The following is a 6,089-nucleotide window of genomic DNA, read 5'->3' on the forward strand; positions in this document are numbered from 1 at the left end:
TTAACTAGTTACTTGATACTGAGCATATGGATCTAACTGCTTTTCTTTTTCTTTCTTTTTATCTTTTTTAATCCATGATCTAATAGTGAGATAATCACTTTTTGTTTTCTTTCCTTTCCCACCTTTCCAGTTATTGAGATCTTCTATTTTTTCGCTTATAAGTTCTTCTCCAAATTCTTCAATTAATTTTTTGTATTCGATTGCAGTCATAAAAACAAAATCATGATATTTTATTTTTTTATTGTTTTTATCTTTATCTTTATCTAACTCTATATCTATATCTATATCTATCTCTTGTCGGACATCGCGAGGACTAGGCTCGGACAATTTAAGGACATTGTCCTCTTTTTTTTCTCTGTACTCTCTTTTTTTCTTCGCCCATTCTGTTTCATGACCAATCATGTTTTTAGTTTCTAGCATGAATAACGCTCCATCATCCAAAATGTCCATTAAGCCTAGTTTTACAAATAAATCTGTTGCGACTTTAACTGTGTCTATATCTGTATTTGTAATACTTGACAACATTTCGGGTGTATAGGGTATTGTATTTCTAAACATCAATTTCCCTTCTGTTCCTATGCTCTTCAACAACAATTTTAAATAAAAATTAATGTATTTTTCTCCATTAGGCATATTCTCAACCAATTTAATTTCTTCTCTATCGAAAAAATTATCCTTAAGCTTTAGCCAATAATATTTTTTTGCCATATAATCACCTCTGGTAAAATTTTTGTATAATTATTAAGAAAGTTGTAAATACTAATACTAGAAAAATTATTGCGATTTTGAAATTTGTTCTTTTTCTGTATCCAAATCGTTCTAATTTAATTAGATTCACCTTTTAAAACCGCCTCCTTTGTGGTATAATTTAGATATAAGTTTTTAACAAGTAATCTTTGTTGAGTCTCCAGCTCTTCAAAGATTTTTTTATGTTTTTTTCAAATTGGATCATCCTCTCTAGGAGCAGTACTTCTTTTTTTTCATTCGTGCAGCTTGTAGTTTTTCAAGCACCTTTATTTTGAACTGACTAAAATATTTTGCTAATGAAGCCCAGTGCATGTTCATGCATGTTCTAACATCTGCTACTTGAAGTTCTTGTTTATAGAGTTCTTCAAGTTCTTCTTCAGTTAATTCTCCTTGTTTATTTAACAGAAGTTCAATGATCTTTTCTGTAGCTGTTATTGCTTCTTTAAGCTCCTTGACCATTCTATACAGGACTATTAAATAATGGTCGTCAACTTTGTCCAAATACAAGGTTTTGAAAAATCCTAAATTATTTTCATTATTGTGTTCTATTGCCAATCTAGGAAAATTCAATTGATCTGCAATTCGTCGAACTACATCCGTGGGTATATTAGCTTGTTTTGATTCATACCTTGCATAAGTCGACTGGCTTACCCCACCTATTTGAGCCATTTGAGTTTGAGATAATCCGGATTTTACTCTGAATTCTTTCATCAAATCTGGTACTCTACTTTTCACCTTTATTCCCTCCTTATGTTAATTTTGGTTAACCAATATATGGTATTACCCAATGACCTACGTTAAACTAAAAGTAAGCAACGTAAATTTATTTACTGTTATTGCAAAAAAATATATTCTCTAAAATTCAAATTATGTTCGTCACAATACTTTATTAAACCTCCAAAAAATTTTATTCCAGCACCAACTCCATCATTTAAAATAACAGATACTTGCGAGCGTTTAACACCAATTGATCTGGCAAATGATGTTTTGTTTCCTTCAAACTTTTCATCTACTAATTTTTGTATTTTAAGTATATTAGGTTTCATGTATTCCTCCTGTATTTCGTAAATGTATTTACGTTACATTTATAGATTACCACTTCTTGGGTGGCTCGTCAATATATTTACGAAAATTTATTTAATTTTATTTGATTGTTAAATATTTTTACGATAAACTATAATTAATATTTTAAAAGTATGTATGGAATTTGAAAATGAGTAGGAGAGATATTATGTTTGATAAGCATAAATTTAGTGAAATGTTGTTGAAAGCCAAAGGAAATAGAACAAATGAAGATTATTATCAAGATTGTGGAGTCAGTAGAGCTTATATATCAAACTATATCAATGCTAAAAGAGATAAAGCCCCCTCTGCTGAAATTATAAAAAAGCTCGCTGATGCATCGCATAGTAATATAACTTATGAAGATCTTATGATAGCAGCTGGACATATTGAAGACGGAATATCTAAAAAAGAGAGAATGGCAGATAATATTTTGCAAAAATTTATTGATAAGGGATTTGTTAAAGAAAATGAAGATCTTACAGATGAGAAAAGAAAATGGATATTAGATATGGTCGATCAAGCATTAGAAATAACGCGGTTAGCAAAAAAGCATCCTAAAGAATAATTTTAGGATGCTTTTTTAAATTTATCAATCATTTTAGAAATTTTTTCGTATAAGTCTTGTTCATCATCATCTAGATTAATTTTTTTCAGCATTTCATTTTTTACCTTGATCATTCCCTTTTCCCCCTCAAAGTTGTAGTGGCGAAAACTCGAGTTTTATTTTCGAACATATGTTCTTGATAATATTTTACATTTCTTTACGTTAAGAATCAATTCTTTTTTTATTATACAGATTTTTTAAAATGCACATGTGTTTTGCTATGCCTTTATTATAAACAAAATTTTAATAATAATGTTGAAAATGTACTAAAGTGTACTTTTTTGTCTAAATATATACATATATCGACAAAAAAGACCCCAAAAGGTCTTTTGAAATTTATTATATTCGACTTTATTCGATTATAAATATAATTTTTGAACTATTATTGATATAAATTCTTTGTTTGTAGGTTTTTCAGAAAAGTATTTGATAATATTATCTTTATTTCCTCGAAGCCATGTTGATTCTATTGCATGTCTAATATCTTTTCTAATTCTGTCTGCGTTTGAACTATGTTTTTTTGCCAGGTATGCATATATTGTTTTCATTTCGATGTCTAGTTCTTTTCTTATAAAAATCATTTCTATTGATTCTTTTAAATACAAAAAACCTTTTAAATGGCTTGGGATACCTAATTCAAAAAAGATTTTTTTTATTTCTATTTCAAAAAATTCATTTTGATTATTTCTGTATCTATGCATACTACTATCTTCAACATTAAGTGAACATTCAGAAGATTTCATTATTTGCCTAATTCTATTAACAGTTTCATTAATATCTATAGGTTTGATCAAAAAGTAATCTGCTCCTAACCTAATTGCTTCTCTGGTAACGTTATCTTGTCCTGATGAAGAAATCACCATTATTTTTGGTCTTGATTTATTTAATTTACCCAAAACTCCTAAGCCATCAAGGTGTGGCATTATTATGTCAAGCAGCATGATATCTGGTTCAACTTCTATTATCATTTGTATAGCTTCTTTTCCATTATTAGCTATACCAACTACTTCCATATCCTCTTGTCTGGATATTATCTCTTTTAAAATTTCACAGGCCTCTTTATTATCATCTATAATTAGCACTTTTATTTTTTCCATCAGCAACCTCACTTTTTACTTTTGGTCATGTTTCGACAAAATATTCCTATCTCCTTTATGTAAAATATTCCAATTTAAGTTTTTTAAATGTGGATTATTTTAAACATTAAAAGCAGTAAAAAATAGATGATCGACAATATTTTACATAATTAGTATGTTTTAAGTGTTATAATCTACCTAAAATGTAAAGAAGGGTGATAAATATGGATGCATTCATTGGTATGATTGGTGTCTTAGGTTTTTTAGTTTGTTTAGTAGTTTTGATTTATAGGTTTATAAAGAAAAAGCCTAAAAAACCTATTGTAATAGGTTTAGGCCTAAGTCTTTGTCTATTTATTTTAGGTGTTTCAATGGATTCTTCTCCATCTAAAACAGATGCTGCCATTGCAAATGAAAAACCAGAGAATAAACAAGTTGAAGAAGTAAAGAAAGAATCTAAAGAAGAATCATTAAAAGAATTTAAAGCAACTATGAGTTTGAAAGTAGAAGAAAAAAATGTAATTGCAACAATTGAGACAAATGCTCCTAATGGTACTTTATTAGAGACTTCGCTAATGAATGCCGATATGAATAACTTTAAATCATTAAGCGAATTTATTGAAGTTAAAGATGGAAAAGCTACTCATACATTTAATGTTTCTGATTGGCCAACTGGATATATTGGTGGAATAGCATCTATGCGATTTGATTTAAAAGATCATCCGCAACCTCCAAACATTCTTGAATTTTATGGCGAAAAAGGAGAAAAAGCAGAAGGGATACAAATAGAAGATGCTCATGATGATTTTAAATATGGGAAACTTGAAAATATAACCATTGCATATCCAAGTGAAGCAGCAGTAAAAGAAAAATTAGATAAATTGTTCATAGATACTTTAAATGAAATGATCTCAAAAAGTGAAGGTGTAATTATCGATATAAAACCTGCTACTATCAACGATTGGTCTATTGTATATGTGACAGTTAGTGATTCATGGTATTATTCACCTAAGCATGAGCAGGAAAGGTTTGCTGAACAAATAGCAAACACTGTACAAACAGTTCTCTATAATTGTGAAAAAGTTAAAAAAGATAGCGCTGTGAGTGTATATTATTATGATACGTACAAAAAGAAATTGGCTTCACCTAAAATGTTTGGTGGTTATGAAATTGAAGAATAATTTCAAATGGCTCCTGGATCAATAAGACCAGGAGCTTTATCATGCGCTAAAATTATATTTAGGACATGAAAAATAGACATTGTATTTCTACAATATCTTAAAATTAAAACCGTTTTATTTTGATTTTAAGCGTATTTTTTTATTTAAATAAGGAATACTATTACTTTAATTATTTTTATTCCCTTGCGTAGCTTGTACAACTTTTAAAGCATATTATTAGCACTATATTCCTCTATAGCATTTAACAAAAGAATCATGAAATAGTTGAATCTATTTTTAATCTCTCGCTCTGATTGTACTTGCTTAAATTTATTTAGGGCATAATCGCAAATATTAACATTTAATTTTAATAACTGCTTATGAATCTGTTGGCTATTAAGTGTAGTATTTTTTATTTTTAACTGGTTAAGCTCCAGTAACTTTTTAATTGTATTCTTTAATAAATCGCTCACATCTTCTTTGTAAAGATTTATTTCTATTTTTCCTATAACTGTATTATATGTATTTTCTATGTCTGTCTGTTCGTCTATTTTATTTTCTGGGACTGACTGAGTAATCTCTGTAGTAATTTTTGTAGTACTCTCTGTTAAAGATTTTACCCTTTGGGGAATATCCATTTTACCCTTTGGGGAATATCCATTTTCACCTTTGGGTAAAATGGGTGTTTCCAATCCTTCTACCGTTTTTACCTTTTGGGTAAATTGGGTATTTACAATGCTTTCAGCTTGATTTTTGAATATCTCGTTTTTAAGTATTATCAAGTTATCAAGTTTTAATTTTATATGGATCATTGGTGATCCACTAAACTTGAAAAGCTGTGTTTCAACTATGTTTTTTTCCTTTAGAATCTTAATCGCTCTATCATATTGTTTTGGAGATATCCTTATTTCTTCATACCAATCGGTCCTGCTTTTCGCAAGCCACAATTCTCCATCTTTTTTAACGCGTAGCTTTGTTGTACCTTCTTTGCTCGGCAGATACCAATAAATTAATTGGCTTAATAACAACCCTGCTATTAGATCGCCAGCCACATCTACATATATCTTTTTAAAATCAATGGTGTCTTTGGTTGATTGCTCCCACAATAAAAATTGCAATATTTCTGGATTGTTATAAATATTATCTTTTGACATTTTAAAATCCCCCTTGATTTACGCAGGTGGATTCCAAGAATATACAATAAATTTTCTATTAAAATACTTGAACACAATACATGTGTTGTGTTATTATATATTTAATTGAAAAATGCATATTAAAAGAATCCAAAGAACCCTTTGAAAAGTCCAATGACGGCGAAATCATTTCTGGACTTTTCTTGCGTTTTTGTATTAAATCAATTATAAGCTAACTTTTGAGAAATTTCAACAAAAGAAAATCGATCATTCGAGTGTTTTTTATATTTTATCACTATATTTT

At 28.9% G+C, this 6,089-nt stretch carries 7 protein-coding genes; 2 read left to right on the top strand and 5 right to left on the bottom strand.

Going from position 1 to position 6,089, the window contains the following annotated elements; genetic code table 11:
• From EV214_RS15995 to EV214_RS16005, 3 genes are all read right to left on the bottom strand, one after another.
• Window positions 1-708, bottom strand: coding sequence for a phage replisome organizer N-terminal domain-containing protein (locus tag EV214_RS15995; RefSeq protein WP_132247559.1), 708 nt, complete (start codon window positions 706-708; stop codon window positions 1-3).
• Between the two features lie 249 nt (window positions 709-957).
• Window positions 958-1,482, bottom strand: coding sequence for a helix-turn-helix domain-containing protein (locus tag EV214_RS16000; RefSeq protein ID WP_132247561.1), 525 nt, complete (start codon window positions 1,480-1,482; stop codon window positions 958-960).
• A gap of 98 nt (window positions 1,483-1,580) precedes the next feature.
• Window positions 1,581-1,793 (bottom strand): hypothetical protein, encoded by a 213-nt coding sequence (locus EV214_RS16005; protein WP_132247563.1) that lies wholly within the window; start codon window positions 1,791-1,793, stop codon window positions 1,581-1,583.
• Window positions 1,794-1,978: 185 nt separating this feature from the next.
• On the opposite strand from EV214_RS16005, the gene EV214_RS16010 reads away from it, so the two are divergent.
• Window positions 1,979-2,377, top strand: a complete 399-nt coding sequence (locus tag EV214_RS16010; RefSeq protein WP_165916423.1) for a helix-turn-helix domain-containing protein — start codon at window positions 1,979-1,981, stop codon at window positions 2,375-2,377.
• Between the two features lie 398 nt (window positions 2,378-2,775).
• Here the strand turns inward: EV214_RS16010 and spo0A are convergent, their stop codons facing one another.
• On the bottom strand, window positions 2,776-3,513 hold the full coding sequence (spo0A, locus tag EV214_RS16015) for a sporulation transcription factor Spo0A (protein WP_132247567.1): 738 nt from the start codon (window positions 3,511-3,513) through the stop codon (window positions 2,776-2,778).
• Window positions 3,514-3,716: 203 nt separating this feature from the next.
• Here spo0A and EV214_RS16020 point away from each other — a divergent pair, with 203 nt between their 5' ends.
• Window positions 3,717-4,673: a hypothetical protein gene (locus EV214_RS16020; protein ID WP_132247569.1), complete on the top strand. Its 957-nt coding sequence runs from the start codon at window positions 3,717-3,719 to the stop codon at window positions 4,671-4,673.
• Between the two features lie 203 nt (window positions 4,674-4,876).
• Here EV214_RS16020 and EV214_RS16025 read toward each other — a convergent pair whose 3' ends face one another.
• Window positions 4,877-5,806: a hypothetical protein gene (locus EV214_RS16025; protein WP_132247571.1), complete on the bottom strand. Its 930-nt coding sequence runs from the start codon at window positions 5,804-5,806 to the stop codon at window positions 4,877-4,879.
• Window positions 5,807-6,089: the final 283 nt, after the last annotated feature.

It is taken from the genome of Marinisporobacter balticus, assembly GCF_004345705.1.
Classification (GTDB): domain Bacteria; phylum Bacillota; class Clostridia; order Peptostreptococcales; family Thermotaleaceae; genus Marinisporobacter; species Marinisporobacter balticus.